General features: G+C 68.6%; 20 protein-coding genes. 10 read left to right on the top strand and 10 right to left on the bottom strand.

Going from position 1 to position 23,273, the window contains the following annotated elements; translation table 11 throughout:
• Positions 1–4: 4 nt before the first annotated feature.
• A complete protein-coding gene (locus OG876_RS33830; protein ID WP_328520750.1) occupies positions 5–463 on the top strand; it encodes a PGPGW domain-containing protein in 459 nt (152 codons plus the stop codon).
• On the opposite strand, the gene OG876_RS33825 is transcribed toward OG876_RS33830, so the two are convergent.
• Positions 431–1,633 carry an FAD-dependent monooxygenase gene (locus OG876_RS33825; protein WP_328520749.1) on the bottom strand — a complete coding sequence of 401 codons (1,203 nt, stop codon included), beginning with the start codon at positions 1,631–1,633 and terminating at the stop codon, positions 431–433. The two genes, OG876_RS33830 and OG876_RS33825, sit on opposite strands and share 33 nt — an antisense overlap.
• An 84-nt stretch (positions 1,634–1,717) precedes the next feature.
• On the opposite strand from OG876_RS33825, the gene OG876_RS33820 reads away from it, so the two are divergent.
• Complete coding sequence (locus OG876_RS33820; protein ID WP_328520748.1) at positions 1,718–2,413, top strand: TetR/AcrR family transcriptional regulator; 696 nt, start codon at positions 1,718–1,720, stop codon at positions 2,411–2,413.
• Here the strand turns inward: OG876_RS33820 and OG876_RS33815 are convergent.
• Positions 2,388–3,284 carry a helix-turn-helix transcriptional regulator gene (locus tag OG876_RS33815; RefSeq protein WP_328520747.1) on the bottom strand — a complete coding sequence of 299 codons (897 nt, stop codon included), beginning with the start codon at positions 3,282–3,284 and terminating at the stop codon, positions 2,388–2,390. The two genes, OG876_RS33820 and OG876_RS33815, sit on opposite strands and share 26 nt — an antisense overlap.
• A 195-nt stretch (positions 3,285–3,479) precedes the next feature.
• Here OG876_RS33815 and OG876_RS33810 point away from each other — a divergent pair, with 195 nt between their 5' ends.
• The 4 genes from OG876_RS33810 to OG876_RS33795 all read left to right on the top strand — a co-directional run bounded on the left by OG876_RS33810 (position 3,480) and on the right by OG876_RS33795 (position 9,553).
• Positions 3,480–6,251 (top strand): family 78 glycoside hydrolase catalytic domain, encoded by a 2,772-nt coding sequence (locus tag OG876_RS33810; RefSeq protein WP_328520746.1) that lies wholly within the window; start codon positions 3,480–3,482, stop codon positions 6,249–6,251.
• Positions 6,252–6,315: 64 nt separating this feature from the next.
• Entirely contained in the window at positions 6,316–7,653 is a 1,338-nt protein-coding gene (locus OG876_RS33805) for an ABC transporter substrate-binding protein (protein ID WP_328520745.1), read from the top strand.
• Between the two features lie 125 nt (positions 7,654–7,778).
• Positions 7,779–8,705 (top strand): carbohydrate ABC transporter permease, encoded by a 927-nt coding sequence (locus OG876_RS33800; RefSeq protein ID WP_328520744.1) that lies wholly within the window; start codon positions 7,779–7,781, stop codon positions 8,703–8,705.
• Entirely contained in the window at positions 8,702–9,553 is an 852-nt protein-coding gene (locus OG876_RS33795) for a carbohydrate ABC transporter permease (protein ID WP_328520743.1), read from the top strand. Before OG876_RS33800 ends, OG876_RS33795 begins: the two co-directional genes overlap by 4 nt.
• 11 nt (positions 9,554–9,564) lie before the next feature.
• On the opposite strand, the gene OG876_RS33790 is transcribed toward OG876_RS33795, so the two are convergent.
• Positions 9,565–10,695, bottom strand: a complete 1,131-nt coding sequence (locus tag OG876_RS33790) for an aminotransferase class V-fold PLP-dependent enzyme (protein WP_328520742.1) — start codon at positions 10,693–10,695, stop codon at positions 9,565–9,567.
• A 26-nt stretch (positions 10,696–10,721) separates the two neighbouring features.
• Between OG876_RS33790 and OG876_RS33785 the strand changes: the two genes are divergently transcribed.
• Together OG876_RS33785 and OG876_RS33780 are read left to right on the top strand one after the other, a co-directional pair.
• On the top strand, positions 10,722–11,474 hold the full coding sequence (locus OG876_RS33785; RefSeq protein WP_328520741.1) for a glycerophosphodiester phosphodiesterase: 753 nt from the start codon (positions 10,722–10,724) through the stop codon (positions 11,472–11,474).
• Positions 11,475–11,528: 54 nt separating this feature from the next.
• On the top strand, positions 11,529–12,902 hold the full coding sequence (locus tag OG876_RS33780; RefSeq protein WP_328520740.1) for an MFS transporter: 1,374 nt from the start codon (positions 11,529–11,531) through the stop codon (positions 12,900–12,902).
• 187 nt (positions 12,903–13,089) lie between these two features.
• Here OG876_RS33780 and OG876_RS33775 read toward each other — a convergent pair whose 3' ends face one another.
• Genes OG876_RS33775 through OG876_RS33760 form a run of 4 tightly spaced genes read right to left on the bottom strand, consistent with a single transcriptional unit; the run spans position 13,090 to position 16,937 of the window.
• Positions 13,090–13,647 carry a hypothetical protein gene (locus OG876_RS33775; protein ID WP_328520739.1) on the bottom strand — a complete coding sequence of 186 codons (558 nt, stop codon included), beginning with the start codon at positions 13,645–13,647 and terminating at the stop codon, positions 13,090–13,092.
• A 14-nt stretch (positions 13,648–13,661) separates the two neighbouring features.
• A complete protein-coding gene (locus OG876_RS33770; RefSeq protein ID WP_328520738.1) occupies positions 13,662–14,894 on the bottom strand; it encodes an ABC transporter permease in 1,233 nt (410 codons plus the stop codon).
• Positions 14,894–15,586: an ABC transporter ATP-binding protein gene (locus tag OG876_RS33765; protein WP_328520737.1), complete on the bottom strand. Its 693-nt coding sequence runs from the start codon at positions 15,584–15,586 to the stop codon at positions 14,894–14,896. Before OG876_RS33765 ends, OG876_RS33770 begins: the two co-directional genes overlap by 1 nt.
• Positions 15,576–16,937 carry an efflux RND transporter periplasmic adaptor subunit gene (locus OG876_RS33760; protein ID WP_328520736.1) on the bottom strand — a complete coding sequence of 454 codons (1,362 nt, stop codon included), beginning with the start codon at positions 16,935–16,937 and terminating at the stop codon, positions 15,576–15,578. Before OG876_RS33760 ends, OG876_RS33765 begins: the two co-directional genes overlap by 11 nt.
• A 246-nt stretch (positions 16,938–17,183) precedes the next feature.
• Between OG876_RS33760 and OG876_RS33755 the strand changes: the two genes are divergently transcribed.
• Complete coding sequence (locus OG876_RS33755) at positions 17,184–17,555, top strand: RNA polymerase-binding protein RbpA (protein WP_130448290.1); 372 nt, start codon at positions 17,184–17,186, stop codon at positions 17,553–17,555.
• Positions 17,556–17,636: 81 nt separating this feature from the next.
• A complete protein-coding gene (locus OG876_RS33750) occupies positions 17,637–18,644 on the top strand; it encodes a GDSL-type esterase/lipase family protein (protein ID WP_328520735.1) in 1,008 nt (335 codons plus the stop codon).
• On the opposite strand, the gene OG876_RS33745 is transcribed toward OG876_RS33750, so the two are convergent.
• The 3 genes from OG876_RS33745 to lnt form a co-directional block, all read right to left on the bottom strand.
• Positions 18,619–20,937: an FUSC family protein gene (locus OG876_RS33745; RefSeq protein ID WP_328520734.1), complete on the bottom strand. Its 2,319-nt coding sequence runs from the start codon at positions 20,935–20,937 to the stop codon at positions 18,619–18,621. The two genes, OG876_RS33750 and OG876_RS33745, sit on opposite strands and share 26 nt — an antisense overlap.
• A gap of 108 nt (positions 20,938–21,045) precedes the next feature.
• Positions 21,046–21,558, bottom strand: a complete 513-nt coding sequence (locus tag OG876_RS33740; protein ID WP_328520733.1) for an FxsA family protein — start codon at positions 21,556–21,558, stop codon at positions 21,046–21,048.
• 73 nt (positions 21,559–21,631) lie between these two features.
• Positions 21,632–23,200: an apolipoprotein N-acyltransferase gene (lnt, locus tag OG876_RS33735; protein ID WP_328520732.1), complete on the bottom strand. Its 1,569-nt coding sequence runs from the start codon at positions 23,198–23,200 to the stop codon at positions 21,632–21,634.
• Positions 23,201–23,273 lie beyond the last annotated feature (73 nt).

Here is a 23,273-nt window from a genome sequence, read left to right as displayed (position 1 = left end):
CATCGTGGCCGAGCAGAACAGTCCCGACCGCACTGATCACAACATCACGCTGGACGCTCAGGACGACCGGTGGGAGTGGCGGCGGCGGATCCGGGCGAATCCGAGGAAGCTCCTGTTCTACCGCATCGGCGTCGGGGTGGTCGGTGGGTTGCTGATCATCGCCGCGCCACTGACCGGCTGGCTGCCCGGACCGGGCGGCATCCCGTTGTTCATCGCCGGCCTCGCCGTACTCTCCAGCGAGTTCGAGTGGGCGCAGCGCCTGCTCTACCGGGTCCGTGACCTGGTGAAGGCACTCACTGCCTGGACCGGCAAGCAGCCCGCCTGGCTGAAGGCACTCGGTACGCTCGCCCTCTTCCTCTGTGTAATCGTCGCGATCTGGCTCTACCTCGCCGTCCTCGGGGTCCCGGGATGGTTCCCGGACCCCTGGGAGTCATTCCTCCACAAGCTCCCCCTGCTGCACTGAGCTGTGTTCGATTGAATAGGCGGGCAGCTCGATCAGGTTGCTCATCTTCTGGGCCATCTTGAGCATCTGGTTGAGGAAGAACCGGTTGTCCAGGATTCGGTTCCGCGCCGTGATGCCGAGGCTGGTGGCCGGCGCGAGGAACCGGCCGGCCTGGCTGCCGTCCTGCGTGGTCGAGACCGCCTTGCGCAGCCGTGCCTCGTAGCGCTCGAACGCGGCCTGGTAGTCGCCGCCCGCCTGCGCCAGCTCTCCCGCCAGGACGTATGCCCCCACGACCGCCGTACCCGTGCCGAGCGCCCCGAAGGTCGCGCCGTACCCGGCGTCGCCGAGCAGGACGAGCCGGCCGTTCGACCAGCGATCCACATGCACCCGGCTGATCGAGTCGAAGTACAACTCAGTTGCCGCCGGCAACCCATCGAGCAACGCCGGCACGTGCCAGCCGAGGTCCGCGAAATGCTCACGCACGATGGCCTTCTGCTCGTCCTGGTCGCGCCGGTTGTACCGCAGTTCCGGTGACCTGAACACGAACAGCGTCTGCGCCAGCGCCGGGTCGCGCCGGTCCGCACCGACACTCGCCAGCCTCCCCGGCACGTTGTAGTGCAGCCCGTCCCCGCTGATGCCCATCGTGTTCGGCACCTCCCAGCCGGCGACGTAGTACCCGAGATGACGCTCGGTCACCCGCTCCGCCGGCCAGGCCAGCCGGCGTACCACCGAATGCATCCCGTCCGCGCCGATGACCAGGTCGTACGTCTCCTCCAGCCCGCTCTCGAACCGAACATCCACCCCGCCCACATGCTCACGCATGCCTGCGATCGAGTCACCGAACCGGTACGCCGCCCGCTCGCGACTGTGCTCGTACAACACCCGGGACAAGTCCGCCCGCAGGACCTCGAGCTCACCGCCCGCGAACTCGGCGGGCAACCGCATCAGCCGTCGCCCGGACTCGTCCACGAACCGCATCGCGGTGCCACCGGTCTGGAGCGCCCGGAGGTCCTCCAGCACGCCCATCCGGCCGAGCACCGCCTTGTTCACCTCGCCCCGGAAGTCCACGGCGTACCCGCCCTGCCGCAACGCCGGCGCGATCTCGACCACGGTCACGTCGTGGCCGGCTCGTCCCAGCCAGAGCGCCGCCGACGGGCCCGCGACACTCGCACCCGATACCAGAACCTTCATCTCCGCCTCCTAAGTAATTGTGTCCGTCGGACACAGTAATGTGTATGGTAGACACAGTTCAAGCGCATCCGGAAGGGAGCACCGATGACCGAACTGCTCTGGGGTAGGCAGCCGGCGCCGAGCCGCGGCCCGAAACCGGCGATCACCCTGACCGGGATCGCCGAGGCCGCGATCCGGATCGCCGACGCGGAAGGACTCGACGCAGTCTCGATGCAGCGCATCGCCGGCGAGCTGCCGGTCACCAAGATGGCGCTCTACCGCTACGTGCCCGGCAAGACCGAGCTCCTCGCCGTGATGAGCGACTTGGCGATGGGTGCACCGCCGGAGCGCCCCGGCCTGCCGTGGCGCGAAGCACTGCAGACGTGGGCGATGGACCTCTACGCGGGCTTCACCCGTCACACCTGGCTACTGCAGTCGACCATCGGCCGCCGCCTGCTCGGGCCGAACGAACTCGCCTGGATCGAGCAGGGTCTTGCAGCCCTCGGCGACTCGGGCCTGCGCGGCGGCGAGCAGCTCGACTCGATCCTGGTCATCACCAGCCACGTCCGGAACATCGCCCAGCAGTCCACGACCTTCCCCGGTCACAGCGTCGGTCTCACCGAGGAGGACGTGACCCAGTCACTGGCCGAGATCCTCAGCACCGAGTCCGGGCGTTTCCCCAACCTCGCAGCGGCCCTCCGCACCGCGGACGGCAGTGAGAACCAGGGCCTCGAGTTCGGCCTCCACCGCATCCTGGACGGCCTCGAGCAGCTGATCAGCGCCCGGCGGGGCTGTGCTTGACGGTATTGAAACGTTGCCGATAGGTCGACGCACTCAGCCCGTAGTGGGACTTGAATCGGCGGGCGAAGTAGTTCTGATCCGGCCAGCCGACCGACTCGCCGATCCGGCTGATCGGCAGGTCCGTGTGCAGCAACTGGTCGGCCGCGAGCTCGACGCGATGCCGGGACAGGTAGGCCATCGGCGGCATCCCGGTCACCGACTTGAACAACCGGACCAGATACCCCGGCGCCAGATGCAAGGCGTTCGCCAGGTCGGTCAGCATCCATTGCCGGGCCGGGTCCGCCTCCATCATCCGCATCGCATCCAGTACGGCGGGATGCGTCTGCTCACCGCGGTCGTCCCGCTCGGCGACCGTCCGCGCCACACAACTCAGGTACAGCGACAGCCAGCCGATCACCTCACCGCGATGCCGGCTCAGCGGCTGGTTGCGCAACTGCCGCAATCCGTCGAGGTGCCCGATGCCCTCCTGAAGCGTGTCCGGATCGAGATGCGTGGTGAGCATCCCGCGGCGCTGGGCCGAGAAAGGACCAGTCCACAACAGGTAACCCAGTAAGGGATCCTCGCGCGCCCAGGCGAGCTCGCGGCGGACCAGGTCGGCCGCGAAACAGCAGTTGTAGACCTCGAGCGAGCTGCACTCTTGGTATTCGTGCCAGACGCCTGGACGGAGCAGGATCGCGTCCCCGACCTGGAGGCGCTGCCGGCCGGCCAGGCTGTGATGAACGCCCTCGCCGCCGATCACCAGGGCGAGCTCGAAGAAGCTGTGCGTGTGCAGCGGATGCGAGTCCTCGTGCACGTGCGGACCGGCGTGCACCAGCGTCCCTTCGACGAAGTGCAGCACGGTCCCGCGGGTCGTCACCGGCTCGTCGGCCATGCCTCACGATACGGGCCAAGGTGCATTTTGTGCTACCACGAGTGCACTCCGGGCTAGTCCCCGGCGACTACCAGCCGCAGGATCGGGGAACAGGCGAAACGTCCCTGATACGTCGCAGCCATCAATCCGCAACAGCACGAGGCGCTTCGCCGGAACACCCAATGAATCGTTTCACTCGACGTCGGTTGGAGACTCATGTCGAACCTCGCCGCACCCACCTCGCTCCGCTTCGAACACCGGGCCGCCCCCGTCCTGGGCCTCGGCACCGCGACCCCACGGTTGTCGTGGCAGGTCGCGGCCGCGGACGCCGACTACGCGCAGACGGCGTACGAGGTCGAGATCACCACCGGGACAGCGCAGGTCTACACGGTCGAGTCCCCCGAGCAGGTCCTGGTTCCGTGGCCGGGTGGCCCGCTCGCCTCCCGAGAGTCGGCGCAGGTCCGGGTGCGCGTCCGCGGCAACGGCGACTGGAGTGACTGGAGCCGGCCCGCGACCGTCGAGGTCGGGCTGCTCGGCTCGGACGACTGGACCGCGCACTTCGTGAGCCCGCGCGACAACAGCTACGGCTCCCCCGCTCCCCTGCTCGCCGGCGTCGCCGACCTGCCGGACGGCATCGTCAAGGCCCGCCTGTACGCGACCGCGCACGGCGTCTATCTCCCCGAGCTCAACGGCGAACGGGTCGGCGACGAAGAGCTCGCGCCCGGCTGGACGGCGTACCAGTATCGGCTGCGCTATCAGACGTACGACGTGACGAGCCTGGTGCGACCTGGTGAGAACAGGCTCGAGTTCCTCCTCGGCAACGGCTGGTACCGCGGCCGGCTCGGCTTCCAGGACCAGAAGGAGGTGTACGGCACCCGACTCGCGGTCCTCGCCCAGCTCGAGGTCACCACCGCCGACGGCCAGGTCCACACTTTCGGCAGCGACGACACCTGGACCGCCCGTGAGAGCGCGGTCATCGCCGACGACCTGTACAACGGCCAGAGCACGGATCTTCGCCGTACCCCGGGAGTGCCCACACCGGTCGACGTTCTCGACGCCGACCTCAGCCTGCTCGTCGCGCCCGACGGCCCGCCGGTCCGCATCACCGACGTGCTGCCCGCGGTCGAGATCAGTACTTCGCCCTCCGGCGAGACCCTGATCGACTTCGGCCAGAACCTGGTCGGCCGGGTCCGGCTGACGGTCCGTGGCGGCGCAGCGGGCGACGAGGTCGTCGTGCGGCATGCGGAGGTCCTGGAGCACGGCGAACTCGGTGTCCGCCCGCTCCGGACCGCCAAGGCCACCGACTCCTACATCCTGGCCGGTTCCGACGAGGTCACCCTCGACTCGCCGCTCACCTTCCACGGCTTCCGGTACGCCGAGGTGACGGGTGTCAGCGATCTCCGGACGGAAGACCTCGAGGCGATCGTGGTCGGCAGCGATCTGCCGCGCACCGGGTGGTTCGACTCCTCGCACGCACTGCTCAACCGGTTCCACGAGAACGTGGTCTGGGGTATGCGCGGCAACTTCGTGGACGTGCCGACCGACTGTCCGCAGCGCGACGAGCGGCTCGGCTGGACCGGCGACATCCAGGTCTTCTCGCCGACTGCGAGCTTCCTGTTCGACACCGCCGGCTTCCTGACCAACTGGCTGGCCGACCTCTCGGCCGAGCAGCAGAAGGACGGCTCGGTTCCGTTCGTCGTACCGGATGTGCTCAGGAACTCGGCACCGGCCACGGCCGCTTGGGGTGACGCGGCAACGATCGTCCCCTGGGTGATCTACGAGCGCACCGGCGACGCCGGTCTGCTCGCGCGTCAACTGCCGAGCATGCGCGCCTGGGTGGACAAGATGGCCGACCTGGCCGGAGACGACCTGCTCTGGTCCGGTGGGTTCCAGTTCGGTGACTGGCTCGACCCGACCGCTCCGCCGGAGAACCCCTTCCGCGCGAAGGCGGACCCGGACGTCCTCGCGACCGCTCACCTGGCCCGCTCGGCCGAGGTCGTTGCCAAGGCCGCGGAGGTCGTCGGCGACACCGACCTGGCCCGCGAGTACACCGACCTGGCCGCTCGTGTCCGGCAGGCGTTCGCAGCGGAGTACACCACCGAGGGTGGACGCGTACTGAGCGATGCGACCACCAACTACGCTCTCGCGCTCCAGTGGGCCCTGCTGCCGACGGAGAGCCAGCGGGAGCGCGCCGGCAAGCGCCTTGCGGATCTGGTCCGGACAGCGGGGTTCCGGATCAGCACCGGATTCGTCGGTACGCCGCTGATCGCCGACGCGTTGGCCGATTCCGGACATCCTGACCTCGCGTACCGCCTTCTGCTACAGACAGCCTGCCCCTCTTGGCTGTACTCAGTGACGATGGGCGCGACGACGGTCTGGGAACGCTACGACAGCATGCTGCCCGACGGCAGCATCAACCCCGGCCAGATGACGTCGTTCAACCACTACGCGCTCGGCGCTGTCGCCGACTGGATGCACCGGCGGGTGGCGGGCCTCGCGGCCGGCGACCCCGGCTACCGCACGATCGTCGTACGGCCGCTCTTCACCTCGCACCTCACCGCCGCATCGGCCAAACACATCACGCCGTACGGCGAGGCCGCGGTGGCGTGGACGCGGTCCGACGGCGAGATCCGGCTCAGCGTGACCGTGCCGGTCGGGTCGCGCGCGCAGGTCGCCGTACCTGGTGAGAGCGAGCCGGTCGAGGTCGGCCACGGCACGCACGAGTGGACCGCGTCGTACGCCGAGACGCCGGCGCTGCCCGCGGAGCCGACGGTCCGGCAACTCATCGACCACGAGTCCAGCTGGGACACCTTCGTCGCCGCGGCCGTCGAGACCGAGGTCGTCGCCGACGACGGCGACCTGGCCGCCCGGCTGGAGCGGTACCTCGACCTGCCGGCGAGCCAGCTGGTCGAGGCGATCAGCCGGCGCGACTTCTCCCCCGCCGCCCAAGCCCTGCAGGCGAAACTCGACGCCCTGCTCGACAACTGACCCTGTCCCACCGACCACCGCCCCGCTGCCGATGCCCTGAAGAAACATCCCCTTGGAGGTCAAGATGACATTCCGCCCAGGCAGGAGAGGACTGGCCGTCAGCACTGTTCTGGCCGTCTCCTCGCTCGCCCTGACCGCGTGCAGTGCGGGCAGTCTCGGTTCCAGCGACGACGCCGGCGGTGGCTCGGTCGAGATCACGTACCTGACCACCAACCAGGACCAGGACGTGAAGGAGGCCGAGCAACTGGCCAAGGACTTCCACGCGAAGAACCCGAGCATCACCGTGAAGGTGGAGACCCGGCCGGGTGGCACCGAAGGCGACAACCTGATCAAGACCCGGCTGTCCACCGGCGACATGGTCGATGTGTTCAACTACAACACCGGGTCGCTGTTCAATGCGATCGCACCGCAGAAGAACCTGCTCTCGGTCAACGACGAGCCGTGGGTCGCCGATCTGGACGACAACTTCAAGAAGACCGTGACCGCCGACGGCCAGGTGTACGGCGCACCCGTCGGCGGCTTCCAGGGCGGTGCGGTCCTCTACAGCATCCCGGTCTACACCAAGCTCGGGCTGAAGGTGCCGACGACCTGGGCCGAGTTCATGGCCAACAACGCCAAGATCAAGGCGTCCGGCGGCGGCGTCGCGCCGGTGATCCAGACCTACGGCGAGACCTGGACCTCGCAGCTGTTCGTCCTGGGCGACTTCCACAACGTGTCCGCGGCCGAGCCGGACTTCGCCGACAAGTACACCCAGAACCAGGCGAAGTACGCGACCTCGCCGGCCGCGCTCAAGGGATTCGAGCACACCGAGGCCGTCCACGACGCCGGGTACGAGAACAAGGACTTCGCCTCGGCCAAGCTCCCCGACGGTCTCAAGATGCTTGCCACCGGCAAGGGTGCGCACTACCCGATCCTGTCCGGCGTGGTCGCCAACATGGTCGCCACCTACCCCGACGCGGCCAAGACCGTCGGTCTGTTCGCTCTCCCTGGTGACGACGCGAGCAAGAACGGCCTGACGTTGTGGACACCGGGTGGTCTCTACATCCCGAAGTCCACCACGGGTGACAAGCTGGACGCGGCCAAGAAGTTCCAGGCCTTCGTCGCCAGCCCGGACGGCTGCGCGTCGCAGAACACGGCCGGCGCACCGACCGGTCCGTACGCGGTCAAGGGCTGCACGCTGGGGGATGACGTGCCGCAGTCCATCAAGGACATGCAGCCGTACCTCGACAAGCCTGGGGCGTCCAGCCTGGCGCTGGAGTTCCTCTCCCCGGTCAAGGGGCCGTCGCTCGAGCAGATCACCGTCGAGGTGGGCTCCGGCATCCGCAAGGCGAAGGACGGCGCGGCCAGGTACGACGAGGACGTCAAGAAGCAGGCCCAGCAACTCGGACTGGCGGGCTGGTGAGGTCCTGTGACCATATCGATGCCACGCCTCCGGCGCGGCGGGTCATGGGGCTTTGACTCCCGCCCTTCCCTCGTCGCTCCAGTCGCTTCGCTCCCTCCGCTCCTCAGTCCAGGGCGGGAGGCCCCATGACCGTCACCTCCACACGCCCGCACTCGCGCAGTGACGCGACCCCGGCCGCAGCGGCGGCCGGGGGGAAGGTCTACTCGCCGTACTCGTTCTGGTTCTACCTGCCCACCGCGGTGATCTACACCGTCCTGTTCCTCGTTCCGACCTTTGCCTCGTTCTACTACAGCCTGACCCGGTGGAGCCTGTTCGAGTCGAAGTTCATCGGGTTCGACAACTTCAAGCTGTTCTTCCAGGAGCCGGCTCTGGTCAAAGGCTTCACCAACACGCTGATCTACGCGGTGGTGACGTCGGGGTCGAAGGTCGTGCTCGGCCTGCTGCTCGCCGTACTGCTCACGTCCAGGATCGTCGGCCGCGCGTACCTCCGCTCGGTCGTCTTCTTCCCGGTGCTGGTCAGCACGATCGGCGTCGGTCTCACCTTCACGGTGCTGATGAACCCCGAGCGCGGCCTGATCAACGGCGCGCTGGGGGTGATCGGGATCAACGGACCCGGGTGGCTCACCGACCCGAAATGGGCGTTGATGTCGATCGCCGCCGTCGACGTGTGGAAGGGCGTCGGGCTCGCGACCCTCATCTACATCGCCGGCATCGTGTCGATCCCGCGCGAATACATGGAAGCCGCTCGCGTCGACGGAGCCGGGGCGTGGGAGACGTTCCGCCGGATCGTGCTGCCGCTGTGCAAGCCGGCCACCGTCACCGTAATCATCCTGTCGCTGATCGGCGGCCTGCGGTCGTTCGAGCTGATCTGGGCGATGACGCGCGGCGGGCCCGGGTTCACCTCGGACGTGATCGCGTCGGTGATCTACAAGCAGTACCAGGCCGGGTTCTACGGCCTGTCGACGGCCGGCAACGTCGTGCTGTTCGTGGTGGTCACAGCGATCATCCTGCCGCTGTCATGGTTCCTGAACCGCAAGGAGGTGGACCTGTGAGCACCGCCGAACTCGTCAACCACAAACCAGGCCGGAACTACCTGCTCAGCGCCGTCGCGATCGTGGCTTCGATCGTGGTGTTCGTGATCCCCTTCGCGTTCATCGTCCTGACCGCGGTGAAGGACCGGCAGCAGTCCGCGGATCTGAGCTTCTCCTGGCCGCACCAGTTCCGGATCGTGCAGAACTTCGTCGAGGTGGTCAAGGCCCGCGACTACATGCTGGTGATCGCCTTCATCAACAGCACGATCCTGACCGTGGCCAGCGTCACCGGGATGGTGGTGCTCGCGGCCATGGCCGGATTCGTGCTGCAGCGGCGCAAGAGCAGGTGGAACGGCTTCATCAACTTCCTGGTGCTGTCCGGGTTGATCATCCCGCCGGCCGTCGTACCGACGATCTGGGTGCTGCAGAAGCTCGGCCTGTTCAAGACCATGCCAGGACTGATCCTGATCGAGATCGCGTTCGGGTTGTCGTTCTGCATCCTGTTGTTCCGGGCGTTCGTCGCAACCATCCCGCGGGAGCTGGACGAGGCGGCGATCATCGACGGCGCGGGCCCACTCCGGTTGTTCTTCGGGGTGATCTTCCCGTTGCTGAGATCCGTCATCGTGACCGTCGTCGTGGTGCAGTCGGTCAACGTGTTCAACGACTTCGTGAACCCGTTGTACTTCCTGCCCGGCGACAAGAACGCCACCGTCCAGCTGACCCTCTACAACTTCTCCAGTCAGTTCACCACCCAGTACAACCTTCTCTTCATGAACATCCTCCTGATCACGATCCCGCCCCTGATCATGTTCCTGTTCTTCAACCGCCAGATCGTCGCCGGCCTGACGTCAGGCGCAGTCAAGGGGTGACGGCGGACCCTTCAGAGCAACGCGGGCAACCGGTCGGCGAGCGACTGATAGTCCTGCAGCGAGTTGTAGGCGTGGATGGACAGCCGGATGAAGCCGCGGTTGTCGAAGCCGGTCAAGGTGATCTCGGCCTTCAGGTCGCGGGAGACGCGCTCCTTGATTGCCTCGCCGGCGGTGAGGTCGACGGTGGACGGGAGCTCGACGAGGCGCATCGTCGGCGTTTGCCGGGCGATCTGCGCGATCCCGGTCCCGAGCGCCTTCGCCACGATCTTCGCCCCCTCGTCGATCGTCGCGCTCAGCTGCGTACGCCGTACCGGCCATTCCAGCTCGTCGAGCACGCGGAGCGACTCCGGTGCCGCGATCCACGGCGCGTAGTCGTACGTGCCCTGCATGTCGAACCGCTCCGGCAGCCGTTCGTCGTACTCCGACCAGGACACGATCAGCGGGAGCGTCGCCGACCGCCAGCGCTCCGCCACCACGAGACCGGCCGTCGCGCGCGGTGCGGCCGGCCACTTGTGGAAGTTGCCCGTCCAGAAGTCGGCGCCGTCGGCCGCCGGGGCGTCGATCAGTCCTGGAGCGTGCGCGCCGTCGACCACGACCGGGACACCGCGGTCATGGCATACCTCGACCAGCGCCGCGATCGGGAAGACCATCGCGGTCGCCGAGCTGATCTGATCCACGATGAGGGCGGCGGCGTTGTCCAGGTGGGGCGCGATCAGCGCGACCACACTCTCGTCGTCGGCCTCCAGGGGTACGTCGACGATGACCACCTGGGCCTGGTGCAGCCGGGCGAACCGCTCGGCGGCGTACCGGACCGCGCCGTACGCGTGGTTGGTCAGCACGATCCGGCTGCCCGCCCGGATCGGCAGCGTGGCCAGTGCGGCGGTCACGCCGGCGCTCGCGTTCGGGACCAGGGCGAAGCCGGCGGGATCGGTCCGCAGGAACGACGCCAACTCGAGGCGGCTCGCGGTCAGTCGCGCCGCGACCGAGCGGAACCAGGCCATCGGGTTCGCGTCGGCCTCGGTGCGGAGGGCGGCCAGCACCTCTTGGGTCCGCCGCGGCACCGCGCCGTACGAACCATGGTTGAGGTGCAGGACCTCGGGGTCGAGGGTCCACAGGTCGGGGCGGGGGCTGAGTAGCGTCACCAGCCAAACGGTACATACTTCCTGTCGTGTATCCCTACCTCGACCACGACGGGCCGATCGCGATGGCCCATCGGGGCGGCGCGCTGCACCCCGACAACATCGGCTACGAGAACTCGCTGCACGCGTTCCAGAACGCGGTGGACCTCGGGTACCGCTACCTCGAGACCGACCTGCACGCCACCAGTGACGGGGTCGTGATCGCGTTCCACGACAGCAAGCTGGACCGGGTCACCGACCGGACCGGGGTCGTCGCGGAGCTGCCCTGGGCCGAGGTCAGCAAGGCCAGGATCAACGGCCACGAGCCCATCCCCCGCCTCGACGAGCTGCTCGAGCACTTCCCGGACGTCCGGTTCAACCTCGACATCAAGGCCGAGAACGGGCTGAAGCCGGCGGCCGGCGTCCTGCGGGCCGCGAACGCGATCGACCGGGTCTGCGTCTCGTCGTTCTCCCAGTCCCGGGTACGGCGGATCCGCAAGGACCTCGGTCCGCGACTGTGCACCGGGTACGGCGAGTTCGAGATCGTGCTGATCCGGTTCCTGCCCTTCGCGCTCAAGTCCGGCGGGGCGTGTCTGCAGATCCCCGAGGGATACGGGCCGCTGCGGGTGCTCACGCCCGGGTTGATCAAACGAGCGCATGCCCGGGGCAAGCAAGTGCACGTCTGGACCGTGGACGACCCGGCCACGATGCGGCGGATGCTGGACGCCGGCGCGGACGGCCTGATCACCGATCGCACCGATCTTCTCCGCGACGTCCTGGTCGAGCGGGGCCAGTGGGATTGAAGTGTTATCCGCCGGGACGCCGCATCGTCGCCGGGACCTGACACACTTCCGCGCATGGGACTTCTCTCCGCCCCGGCTGCGGTGGACAAGCGCGAGTACTGGGGGTTCAGCCTCTACGACTGGGCGAACTCCGGCTATGTCACCACGGTCGGCACGGTGCTGTTCGCGCCGTACCTGACGTCGGTCGCCGAGACCGCGGCCTGCGGGTACGCCGGTACGACGGACAGGCCGTGCAACACCAACCTCGATGTCCTGGGGCTGGGCATCTCCCCTGGTTCGCTCGCCTTCTACGTCGTCACGGTGGCGACGCTGGTGTCGGCCCTGTTCCTGCCGGTGGTGGGAGCGATTGCGGACCGGATGTCCCGCAAGAAGGTGCTGATGTGCGGGTTCGCCTGGGTCGGCGCACTGGCGGCCTGCTCCATGGTGTTCGTGGGCGGCGGTCGCTGGTTGCTCGGCGCTCTGCTGCTGTTCATCGGCAACCTGTGCCTGGGCTCGTCGCTGGTCGTCTACGACTCGATCTTGATCGACATCGCGCCGCCGGACCAGCGCGACACCGTCTCGTCCCGCGCGTGGGCGTTCGGGTATGCCGGCGGGTTCATCCTGCTGCTCATCAACCTCGCCGTGGTCACCGCGCACGACGCGCTCGGGATGAGCCAGGGGACGGCCGTCCGCCTCAGCCTGCTCAGTGCCGGGCTGTGGTGGGGGGCGTTCACGTTCATCCCGTACGTGCGATTGCGGAACCGGCCTCCGACGAGCGTCGAACCGGTGCGCAGCAGGGGCCTGGTGCGCCAGAGCTTCGGGCAGTTGGCGGCGACGCTCAAGCACCTACGGAGCTATCCGATGACGCTGCTGTTCCTGGTCGCGTACCTGTTCTTCAACGACGGGATCCAGACGGTCATCTCGGTGTCGTCGACGTACGGCGAGAAACAGCTCGGTTTCGCAACCCAGGTGCTGATCGCGACGATCCTGCTGGTGCAGTTCGTGGCGTTCTTCGGGGCGCTGGCGTTCGGCCGGTTCGCCCAGCGGTACGGCGCGCACCGGACGATCACCGGGGGTCTGGTGGTCTGGATGCTGATCGTGGTCGCCGGCTTCCTGCTGCCCGCGCACCAGATCGTGCCGTTCCTGGTGATGGGCATCGCGATCGGCATCGTCCTCGGCGGCACCCAGGCGCTGTCGCGGTCCGCCTTCAGCCAGCTGATCCCGAAGGGCCGGGAGGCCGAGTACTTCTCCCTCTACCAGGCCGGCGAGCGCGGCACCTCCTGGCTCGGCACCCTCGTCTTCGGGCTGGTCCACCAGCTCACCGGCTCCTACCGCCCCGCAATCGTTGCCCTCGGCTTCTTCTTCCTGATCGGCCTGATCCTGCTCACCCGCGTCGACATGCGCCGAGGCATCACCGAAGCCGGCAACGCCCAGCCCTCGATCGTCTAGCCGGGGACGACGGAGGCGACAAGCTTCCGCACTTGCTGCACTCGGCCGGATGCCGGTCCGATCCGCGAACAGCATGTGGGCGGCCGTGGGTGGCAGCTTCACCATCGACTCCACCGCCGTCGCCCTCATCGCCACCAGGAACTGACGTGCGCCCGGCCGGGGTACGAGCCGGGCGCACGGTTCGGGGTTACCGCGACGGCGTGGCGCTCGGGTTGCGGAAGCCGCCGCCGAAGCTTCCCTGGCGGACGGTGTTCGCCGTGATCGTGCCGTTGGCGTTCTGGCCGCTGACGACGACCTGTTCGCCCTGCTTGAGGTCGGCCGCGGTGCCCTTGGCGGTGATCTCGTACGTCGTGTCGCCGGTCAGCTTGACCGTGACGTTGCCGTTCTGGGTCTTCACCACGAGCTCGGTCCCCGTCGCCGACACGACCGTGCCGATCGCCGCGCCGCCCGGACCACCTTGGCCAGCGCCCGCGCCCGGTGCCTGCCCGTTGCCGTTCTGGCCGCGGAAGCCGCCGTATCCGCCGCCGAAGCCGCGGCCGCTCGCCTGCGGCTGAGTCGTCGTACTGTCCGACGCGAACGCCGCGTGCAGGCCGGCGCCGCCGGCGAGGCCGATGGCCAGGACCACGATGCCGGCCAGGATCGCCGTCGCCAGTGGCAGGTTGAGGCTCTTCTTCGGCGTCAGCGCCGCGTCGACCTCCTCGTCGGACCCGATCTGGGCGAACTCGTCGGGGTTCTGGTTGCTCATCGGGTATGGGCCTCTCACTCGTGTCGTAAAGCGTCGATGGGACGAAGACCGGCGGCTCGGTGCGCCGGCATGCTGCCGAAGAACAGGCCGACCGCCGCGGACACGCCGAGCGCGAGTCCGATCGACGACGGCACCAGCACCGGCTGCACACCGGCGAGCTGGAAGCGGGTGACGATCAGCGCGACGCCGACCCCGACGGCGCCGCCGATCAGGCTGAGCAGGGTCGCCTCGATCAGGAACTGGCCGAGGATCGTCCGCCGCCGCGCGCCGAGCGCCTTGCGGATGCCGATCTCCCGGGTCCGCTCGGTGACGGTGACCAGCATGATGTTGGTGACCCCGATCCCGCCGACGACCAGGCTGATCGCGGCGACCGTCGCCAGCAGGGCGGTGAAGGTCGCGGCGGTGTCCTGGCTGGTCTGCAGGATCTGCGCGGAGTTCGTGATCCGGAACGGCGAGGTCTGGTTCGCCGGCACCTGGTGCCGCGCGGTCAGCAACTGCGTGACCTCGGCCTGCGCGGTGTCCACCCGATCCTCGTTCGCCGCCTGGACCACGATCTGGTTCAGTGCGCCGTACCCGGCCTGGGTCGCGCGCAGGGTGCTGATCGGCATGATCGCGGTCGCGTTCGGATCCGAGAACCCGGTGCTGTCCTTGCTCGCCAGCACTCCGCGGACGACGAAATCGACGGCGCCGAGCTTGATCGTCTGACCGACCGCGCTCGCGGGCCGGGTGAACAGCTCGGTCGCGGTCGTCTGCCCGAGCAGGATGACCCGCTGGGAGGTGTCGACGTCCTCCTGGGTGAACGACGCTCCGGTGCCGACCGGCGTGTTGGTGGCCGGCAGGTACGCCGGCGTCGTACCGATCACCTGGCTCACCGTGTAGCTGGTGTCGCCGTTGGTCGCCGTCGTACCGCTGCTCGTCATCACCGGCGCGACCGCCGCCACGTCGGGGGCGAGCCGCTCGTCGGCCAGGGCGGCCGCATCGTCCAGGGTCAGGCTGTACTGCTGGGCCGACGGCCCGGCCTGGCCGCGCTGGAAGCCGCCGCCACCGCCGGTCGTCGAGACCGTGAGCAGGTTGGTGCCCATCGCCTCCAGCCGGGCCTGGACCGCCTTGCCCGAGCCGTTGCCGACAGCAACCAGCACGATGACCGCGCCGACGCCGATGGAGACGCCGAGGATGGTCAGCAGCGAGCGGAGCTTGTTCGCATTGAGGCCGCGCAGGGCGGCCGCCATCAGATCGCGAGGTGACATCAGCGGGTCACCTCGTCCGCGACGATCCGGCCGTCGGAGACCTGGATCAGCCGCCGGGCGCGGGCCGCCACGTCGTGCTCGTGGGTGATCACGACGACTGTGCGCCCGTCGGCGTTCAGCTGGTCGAACATGCCGAGCACCTCGTCGGTTGAGTGGGCGTCCAGGTTGCCGGTCGGCTCGTCGGCGAGCAGGATCCGCGGCCCGGTCGCCAGCGCGCGGGCGATCGCGACCCGCTGCTGCTGGCCGCCGGACAGCTCGTTCGGCCGGTGATCGGCACGGTCGGACAGCCCGACCAGGTCCAGCGCGCGACCGGCACGCTCGCGCCGCTCGGCGCGGCGCAGATGGGCGTAGGTGAGCGGGAGCTCGACGTTGGCGAGCGCGGTGGTGCGCGGGATCAGGTTGAACGACTGGAAGATGAACCCGATCTTGCGGCCGCGGACGAGCGCCTGCTGGTCCTCGGTCAGCCGGGCCACGTTGCTCCCGTCCAGCCAGTACTCGCCCCGGCTCGGGACGTCCAGGCAGCCGAGGATGTTCATCAGCGTCGACTTGCCGGATCCGGACGAGCCCATCACCGCGACGTACTCACCGGCCTCGACCCGCAGGGACACCCCGCGAAGCGCGTGCACGGTGGTCTCGCCGCTGCCGTACGTCTTGGTGACGTCCCGGATCTCGATCAGGGCGTCAGCGGCCACGGTTGGCCCCGCCGCCCGTGCCCGCGCCGACGCCGGGGAACTGGCCGCCACCGGCGGGGAACTGCCCCTGACCGAACTGGCGGCCCTGGCCGGTCTGGTTCGTGGTGCCACCGATCGTGCCCTGCAGCAGGTCGATCCGCTCACCCTCGTTCAGTCCGGAGGTGATCTGGGTGAAGCTGTCGCCGCGGACGCCGACCTTCACCTCCCGCGTCCCGCCGCCGTCGGCCATCGTGACGGTGTACGTCGTACCGCTGGTGGCGATCGCCGTGCTCGGGACGTAGAGAGCGTTGGTCGCCTTCGCGGTCTGGACGGTGACGTTGGCGGTCTGGCCAATCCGCGCGTTGGCCGGCAGCTTGGCCAGCGAGAAGGTGGCCGAGTACGAGACGACGCCGTTCGTCGTGGTCGGCGTCGGCGATACGGACGCCAGCGTTGCGGTGAGCGTCGTACCCGGCTCGGCGTTCAGGGTGACGGTGGCGGATTGGCCGGCCTTGATCTTGATCGCGTCCGCCTCGGCGAACGACGCGACCACCTGGAGCGCCTTCAGGTCCGAGATGTCGACGAAGCCGGAGCCCGACGTGGTCGTCGTACTAGCGCTGGTCGACCCTGAACCTTGACCTGAGGTCGAGCCTGAACCGGAGCCGGAGGCTGACCCCGAACCGGTACTCGAGCCGCCGGTCACCGAGCCGACCGAGCCGTTGATCGCGGTGATCGTGCCCGCGATCGGTGCCTTCAGCGTGGTCGCGTCGACCGCGGCCTGGGCGCCTTCGACGTCCTGGTCGGCCTGCTCCTTGTCCGCCTTCGCCCGGGCCAGGCTCGCCTCGGCGTTGCTGACGGCAACCTCCGGGTTCTGGGTCTGGCCCTGGTTCTGGGACTGCGACTGCTGCTGGCCGTTGGTCGGCGTCGGGCTCGGCGAGGCCGATGCCTCCGCCGCGGCGTCGGCGGCGTCCTGGGCGTCGTCGAGCGACTCCTGCGCGGCCGTCACCGAGTTGGCCGCCGCGATCTGGTTCTGATCGGCGATCCGGAGCTGGCGCTCGGCGGCGGACGGATCGACCTTCGCGACCGCCGCGCCCTTGGCGACCACCTGGCCGACCTTCACCAGGATCTGGGTGACCGTGCCGGAGGTCTCGAACTGGGGTGACGCGGTCTGGGAACTCTGCAGGGTGCCGCTGGAGCTGACGCTGGCGGTCACGTCACCGCGGGTCACTGCCGCCGTCGGGCGAGTCGCACTCGCAGCTGGTTGGTCCTTTCGGAAGAACAGGAAGTACGCCGTGAGGGCGATGGCCAGGACGATGGCCACCAGGGCCACGTTGACGAAGCTGAGGCCACGGAGCTTGTGGCGGGGTAGCACCATGGACGCAGACGCTAGGGCCGTTTGCTGAGGAACTGATCCCCGATTCCTGGCAACTGGCTGTGAACTGTGCATCGGTTCGATGCGTCGTACGTCGGACGCACGGCGACACACCGTGATGAGTGAACGCTCGATGACAGGGCGTTACGACGGTGCTGTCAGGTGCGTACCTCGGGCTCGGGCATGCCAAAATGGGAATGATCCGGGCCGGCCGACCGTTGGCACGGATGACGATCTCGGAGGTATGACATGTCTAATCGCGTACTGCGTGGTTCGGGGCTGGGTGGGGTCAGCTTCGAGGATGACCGCGGTGTCGAGTTCGCGCCGCGCCAGATGATCACGTATGACTGCCCCCGCGGCCACGTGGTCGAGGTGACCATGGCGCACGACGCCGAGGTGCCCGCGGTCTGGGAATGCCCGCACTGCGGCAGCGAGGCCGCCCGGTCCACCGGTGAGAAGCCGGAGCCGAAGCAGGAGAAGCCGGCCCGTACGCACTGGGACATGCTGCGCGAGCGTCGCAGCATCTCCGAGCTGGAGGAGCTGCTGGCCGAGCGGGTCGAGTTGCTCCGCAAGGGCGAGATCGGCCCCGCCCACCTGCACCGGACCAAGCGCACCGCCTGATCAAGGCCCTGACGGGCTCTCACCGCAACGGCGCGGTGAGGGTCCGTTTTTCATGCACCCGTTTGCCTAAAGCTTGTAGGTTTGCCCGAGCAGGCGGACCAGACCTCGACCGCGTTGGCGGTCGAGCTGGAGACTCTGCCGACCAAGCGGGAGTATGTCGGCGCTCTCCCGCGACCGGCCGGCGTGTACGACCTGGTCGTCGACGGGAAGCTGACAGCTCAGGCCACCGTGGACGGCGGCGATGTCATCACGATCGACCTGATGACCGGGTCCACCGAGAGCCGGCGCGGCGAGTCACGGACGCTGCGCTTCGACGGACTGAGCGACGTACCGAAGACCGTCGAGCTCTGGCTGCCGCACAACGAGACCACCGAACTCGTTGCCCTGCGCACCGATGCACCGATCGAGCCGGTCTCCGCCGATGGCCGGCGGGTGTGGGTGCATCACGGCAGCTCGATCAGTCATGGCTCGGACGCCGGCAGCCCGACAGCCATCTGGCCGGCACTGGCCGCGGCTCACGCTGGCGTGGAGCTGGTCAATCTCGCCTTCGCGGGCAGCTCGTTCCTTCAGCCGTTCGTCGCCCGCACGATCCGGGACATGCCTGCGGACTTGATCAGCCTGAAGCTCGGTATCAACATCGTGAACACCGACTCGCTCCGCCTCCGAAGCTTCACCCCCGCCGTCCACGGCTTCCTGGACACCATCCGCGACGGCCACCCCGACACCCCGCTCCTGGTCATCTCCCCCATCCTCTGCCCGATCCACGAGTACACCCCCGGCCCCACCGGCTGGGACCTGTCCGCCCTCGCCGAAGGGCACCTCCGCTTCACCGCCACCGGCACCCGAGAGGAAGTTGCCACCGGCAAACTCACCCTCTCGGTGATCCGCACCGAGCTGTCCCGGATCATCACCCAACGCGCCACCGCCGACCCCAACCTCCACTACCTGGACGGCCGCACCCTCTACGGCGAACCAGACAACACTGCCCGCCCCCTACCCGACGACCTGCACCCCGACGGGGAGACCCACCGAGCGATGGCCACCCGTTTCGCCAAGCACCTGTTCAGCGCGAAAGGCCCCTTCGCCTGAGCCAAGGAACATCTGCAGACCACCGGGTGGCCGTTGTGGTTCTGCTGGCTGCGGCGGCGAGGCTTGGCTGGAGGCGGCGCACCACGTCCAGGTGATCGTTGGTCCACAGGACGCGGATCGCTGTCGGGGTAGCTTGGCCGCCGGGGTCATACAGGTCGCGGCGTACAGCCGCAATCAGTTGAGCTTTGGTCGTGTGGTCGTGCGGGAGCGGATCGGGTACCCGGCCGTGGTCGGCCAGGGCGTCGGCAAGGGCGGTGTACCACTGGAGAAGCCGGTCCGCCAAGGCGAGCAGAGCGGACTGTGCGGCGCTCCGGTCCTCCGAGGGCGGTTGACCACCGGCGTACCGCTCCCAAAGCTCCACAACTGCGTCCGCCGCCAAGCGGACCCCGACGACGCCGGTGACCAGGGCTGTCATCTCGCTCAGCGGGACCGGCTTCGCTCCGCGCTCGGCGAGGTAGGTGCGGAAGGCGTCGTCCAGTCGGCGGGCTGCGGCCGCTGTCCGGCGGCCTTCCTGTGGTGTGGTCGGGCGGGACCCGGGAACGCAGCAGGACACGGCGTACCCGACGACGCTGACCAGGTAGTGCGCACTGTCCACATACGCCTCCGCCAGCGCCTTTCCGACCGCGGCGGACGCCCCACGGGGCCAGAACAACAGGCCGACGAGCAAGCTCACCGCGCAGCCCAGCGCGATGTCCTCGATGCGGAACAGGATGAGCGACCAGCCCTCTGGCTGAGCGATATTGAAGAGGATCACCAGAGTGACCGTGAACGCCGCCTGCCCTGTCGCGAACGAGACCGCAGCAGGGGCGATGCCGGCGACCAGCACCGCGATCGGCAGCAGAATCCACAGCGCCGCGGTGTTCTCGCCGATCAGCGCCAGCAGTCCGGCCCCCACGAGCGAGCCGACGACCGTACCGCCGATAGCTCGGTAGGCGTTGTGACCGGTGTTGAGCGCGTTGGAGCGAAGTACCGACAACGCTCCGAGAACGACCCAGAAGGCATGCTGGACACCGGTCACGTTCGCGACCGCTACGGCGATCGCAAGCGCAGCCGCGCCGCGGATGCTGTTGTGTAGCCACACCGAGTGCGGCTCGAAGTGCGCAGCGGCGCGTTCTGCCGCGCTGACGATGGGGCCTGTGCGCGACCTTGGCTCGCGACCGAGCAGACGGTCCGTCCACCTTCGCTGGTCCGCAGCCCGCGCGATCTCGACGTTCTGCGCGATCAGCAAGACCCCGAACGCAATCTCCTGCGCCCTGAACGACACGTTGAGACTGCCGAGAAACCCGGCCGCGCCTGGCTCCCGCGCCGCTCCGTCCGTCGATGGCAAGCGGGCCACGGCGCCGTCTTCGAGGGCCGTGACGGCATCGCGAAGTGCCTCTACCGCGGTGGCTAGTTGGTCCGGGGCGACCTTCGGATCCGCCAGGAGATCCGCACTGAGATCCAGTACGGTCGCTGCCGCGAAGTGAACTTCGGACGAGTCCGGATCCTTCGCCGCTCCCTGGGCGCTGGCGGGATTGAACTCGCCAAGGATCGCACTCAACCAGGTGAGTTGGTCGACCAAGCGCACCAGAGCCCTGGACCCCATGGACAGGCCTGTCGGCCGGTAAGGCGTCGCGGTGAAGGTACGCCGCAGGTCGTCGATGAGGGTCGCCGTCTCTTGCGTCTTCATGGCGCATACTTCGACGGTGTCGCGGGCTTCGGCGCGAAGCTGCATCGCAGCGGCTCTGCAGACTCGAGCGGCCGGTGCCCCGAGGGGATCAACCGCCGGTCTCGGCCAGAGCAGCCAGACGGCGAGCACAGCGGCTGCGGCAGCAAGAGCTACGCCGGCCAGTCGGTCCGGCAGCATCGAGAGCGGCGCGGGCGTCGCTACCGAGAGGATGAACGCGAGCAGCAAAGAAGTGCTGGCACTTGCCAGCACCGAGCTGACGACACCGGAGAACAGTACGGCGAAGCCCACAACGACCGTGGCCGCTGTCGCCGTCCACGCGGACTGCCCGGCGAGTGTGCCCAGAGAAACGAGCACGAGCCACCCCACCGCGAGCTGCACCTGCGCCCGGACGCGCTGCACGCTGGTCCCCGGGAAGTCGACCAGCAGCAACATCGCGAACGCGCCGAACGCGGCGAACGTCGCCACCACCGGGGAGTCGATCACCTCGGCGCAGAACGCGAACAGCGCCGGCATCACCAACGCTGTCCTGGCGGCCCGTCGGGTCGCGGCCAGCCCAGGATCCGCGCGCCGCAACCACGCCGCGACGCGTCCGCCCAGCACCATCACGCCTATCCCGACCTTCACTCGCTGAGCCCCGAAGCCCGATCGTGCCAGTCTGCTGCACCCAATCGTTCAGGTCACGCGGTGCGCGCCGAGGCCCCGACCGCCGAAGAGCACGCCGGTGAGGAAGACCTACTTCGTATCCGGGTCGATGACCTCGCCCTGGACGACGTCGCCTGAGGACTGGGGTGGTCGGGTGGGGCCGCCGGTGCCGGGGATGAAGCCGCCTAGCCCCGAATCACCCAGGCCGGAACCACCTAGACCGGCGCCGCCCAGTTGGCCGGCGAGCCTGCGGTTGAAGAAGGCGGACATGCCACGGCGGGCGAGCGGCCGGGTGAAGGGGAGGACGAAGAAGAAGCCGAAGATGTCGGTGACGAAGCCTGGTGTGAGCAGCAGCGTCCCGCCCACCAGTACGAGCGCGGCGTCGGCCAGTTCACGCCCGGGCATCTTGCCGGTCTGGAACGAGTTCTGCAGCGCCCTCCAGGCACGCCGGCCCTCGCGCTTGATGATCCAGGCGCCGAGCGCGCTCTCGACGAGCAGCAGCGCGACCGTCGGCCAGCCGCCGATCACCTGACCGATCTGGATGATCACGTAGATCTCCACGATCGGCACCACCAGCAACGCGAGCGCCACGAGCCACGGCATGTCCTACCCCTTCCTGCCTGAGTCACCAGCGTACGGAACGGATGGGAACGGCCAACCCTGAGAGGACCCTGGTTCAGGCCGGGACCTTCTCGCGACTCGGAGTGGCGGCCGGCGGAGTCTGCGGGCCGTCGTCGGTACGCCGCCGGCGCCGCGCGACCAGCGCCAGCACGATGCCCAGCAGCCCCAGCCCGGTCAGGATCCACTGCGGCCAAGGGCCGAGGGTGCTGGCCAGCGTCCGGGCGTCGCGCACCGGAACCGTGGCGACATAGACATCGGAGACGAACTGGCCCGACTTGTGCTCGACCGTGCCGTCGGGGCGGATCACGCCGGAGATCCCGCTGGTGGACGCGATCAGCACGGTCCGGCCGGTCTCGATCGCCCGCATCCGGGTGATCGCGAACTGCTGCTCGGGCTGCCCGGTCCCGCCGTACGTCGCGTTGTTGGTCTGCACGACGAGGACCTGGGCGCCACCCTTGATCAGGTCCGAGATCACGTTGTCGTAGACGAGCTCGAAGCAGATGATGTCGCCGTACGTCACACCGCCGATCGGCATCACGCCCGGGACCTTGCCGGGGGCGGTCTGCGCACCGATCATCTCCAGCCGCTTGATGTACGGCAGCAGCTGGTCACGGAACGGGATGTACTCACCGAAGGGCACCGGGTGCCGCTTCGCGTACCGCTGGCCGGGGCCGCTGACCGGATCCCACACGATGCCGGTGGTCTGCCGCTCGTTCGGGCCGGGGCCTTCGGTGACGGCACCGACCAGGATCGGTACGTTGACAGCCTTCACGGCCTCTTCGATGTCGGCCCGCGTCTCGTCGTCCTTGTACGGGTCGATGTCGGTCGAGTTCTCCGGCCAGATCACCACGTCCGGCTTCATCTCGGTGCCGTCCTGGACTCGCTTCTCCAGGTCGAGGGTGGCGGCCAGGTGGTTGCGGGTGACGGTCCGCGCGCGGCCGAGGAACTCCAGCCCCTTGCCGGGCACGTTCCCCTGCACCATCGCGGCCTTCACGGTCTTGCCGTCGCCCTGGGTGGACAGATTGATCAGCGAACTGCCGAACACGATCGCCACCCCGGCGACGAGAGCGACGGCCCGCAGCCGCAGTCCGCTCGTCGGCCGGAGTACGGCGTACAGCAGAACGCCGACGAAGGCGACGACGAAGCTCAGCCCCGGGATGCCGACGAACGCGGCCAGCTTGCCGAGCGACGCGTCGGAGAACGCCCACGCGAGCTTGCCCCACGGGAACCCGCCGAACGGGACCGCGGCGGTCGCGAACTCGGTCGCCACCCATAGACACGGGATCCACAGCATCCACAGCTTGAGCTTGAGCACCTGCGTCGCGAACAACCCGAAGACGGCGTAGAACAGCCCTTCGAGCACCGCCAGCGCGATCGCGGCGTCGCCACCGATGACGCTGAGCCAGGGCACCAGGACCGCGTAGTACGCGATGCCGAAGCCGGCACCGATCAGGAAACCGCCCTTGGCCGAGGCGCCGTTCAGCGCGGCCAGGAAGAGAGGTACGGCGATCACCGTGAGCCACGGGTGGTCGTGGGGTTCGAAGGCCAGCCCGAGCAGGGCGCCGGCGGCGACCGCCACGGCGACCCTCGGCAGGAGTCGCCCCAGAGCCTTCAACCGGTCCACGCGGTAACCCCTTGTCCTCACAAGCCCCGGCGGACGCCGGTCGCACGACCGTACAACGTCCCGGACACGCAAA

Origin of the sequence: Kribbella sp. NBC_00359, from assembly GCF_036097425.1 — a bacterium.
In the GTDB taxonomy this organism is placed as follows: Bacteria; Actinomycetota; Actinomycetes; order Propionibacteriales; family Kribbellaceae; genus Kribbella.
This window is presented reverse-complemented; position numbering and strand designations above follow the sequence as displayed.